Genomic DNA, 1,234 nt, shown 5'->3' on the forward strand with positions numbered 1-1,234 from the left:
GGGGAACGCCCCGCCGGTGCCGGGCGCCGGCGCCAGCGGATGGGTGGGGACGGGGGGCCGGGTGCTGCGGTCGGCGACCACCAGCACCAGCCTGTCGCCGGCCAGGGCGGCGTCGAACCCGGTCAGGCCGCCGCCGTGGCGCAGCGCGTTGGCGACGAGTTCGGAGGTCACCAGCAGCGCGTCGGCCGCGGTCCGCTCGGACGGCGGCGGCGTCGCGGCGGCCAGCAGGGCCCGCACCTCGGCGCGGGCCCGGGCGGCCTGGCCCGGTCCCTGGTGCGCCGAGGGTCTCGCCGGCCGTGCCGCGCTGTCGTCCTTCACTCCTGCTCCGTCCGTGCGTACTGCCCGTGCGCGGGCTGTCGGCCCGCTGCCACCGTCCCGCTCGTGCCGGGCCAGTCGACCTGGACGCCCTGGTCGCCCCGGGCCGCCCTGCGCGGGTTGCCACGGCGGGGCTTCCGAGGGGAGACCGGTCGCCGGGAGCGGGGTTGCCAGGCTAGGCCGGTTGCCAGGGCGGGGTTGCCAGGCTGGGCCGGTCGCCGAGGCGGGGTTGCCAAGGTCGGCCCGGGGTTGCCGGGGCGGGACCGGTTGCCAGGGCGGGGTTGCCAGGGCCGAGGCGCCGCGGTGGGGCGTCCCCGGTCGGGGGACAGCTTCTCAGGTCGGCCGGCCGGCGCTGTCCGGGGCCCGGCGAGCGGGTGTCAGGACGTCCGGTCCGCCGGGGCGCAGTCCCCCGCCGCGCCGTCCCGCCCGCCGTCGGCCGGGCCGAGGTAGTCGGCGGTGCCGGTGCGGTGTTCGGCGGTGCCGGTCAGGTATGCGGCGGTGCCGGTGAGGTACAGCATCCGGTCCAGCAGCGCCGGGCGGTCCTCCAGCCGCATCCGGCCGCCCGCCGCGTCGACCAGACGGCGGATGCGCAGGAGCGCCGCCAGCCCGGTCGAGTCGCAGTCCGTCAGACCGGCCAGGCCGAGTTCCAGCGGCGGGCCCGGCCCGTCGCCGGCCGCCGTGAGGTGCTCGCGGGCGGCGGTGAGCAGCCCGCCGGCGGTCTCGTGGTCCAGCTCTCCGGCCAGCTCCAGGCGGATTCCGTCGGCGGTGCGCCGTGCGGTGACGGTCAGCGACGGCGGCGGTGTGCTCATGCGGCCCTGCCCCGACGGGCGCTACGGCGGCGGGGACGGCCCGCGCCGGGGGTGCCGGGCCGGGGCGGCGTGGAGCGGGGAGGGGCGGCGCGTCGTCATGGGGTCAACCT

At 79.7% G+C, this 1,234-nt stretch carries 2 protein-coding genes; both read right to left on the reverse strand.

Annotated features, from left to right (window positions below; genetic code table 11):
• Positions 1-318 (reverse strand): ATP-binding protein (locus C6N75_RS31950; RefSeq protein WP_258177689.1); only part of this gene is annotated, 318 nt, incomplete at its 3' end.
• 374 nt (positions 319-692) lie between these two features.
• Positions 693-1,124 carry an STAS domain-containing protein gene (locus C6N75_RS29785; RefSeq protein ID WP_105871939.1) on the reverse strand — a complete coding sequence of 144 codons (432 nt, stop codon included), beginning with the start codon at positions 1,122-1,124 and terminating at the stop codon, positions 693-695.
• Between the last annotated feature and the right edge of the window lie 110 nt (positions 1,125-1,234).

It is taken from the genome of Streptomyces solincola (assembly GCF_002982015.1).
Lineage (GTDB): Bacteria > Actinomycetota > Actinomycetes > Streptomycetales > Streptomycetaceae > Streptomyces > Streptomyces solincola.

Excerpts from the sequence above, each read along its gene's own strand:
- C6N75_RS29785 (WP_105871939.1), bottom strand. The coding sequence starts at position 1,124 with ATGAGCACACCGCCGCCGTCGCTGACCGTCACCGCACGGCGCACCGCC.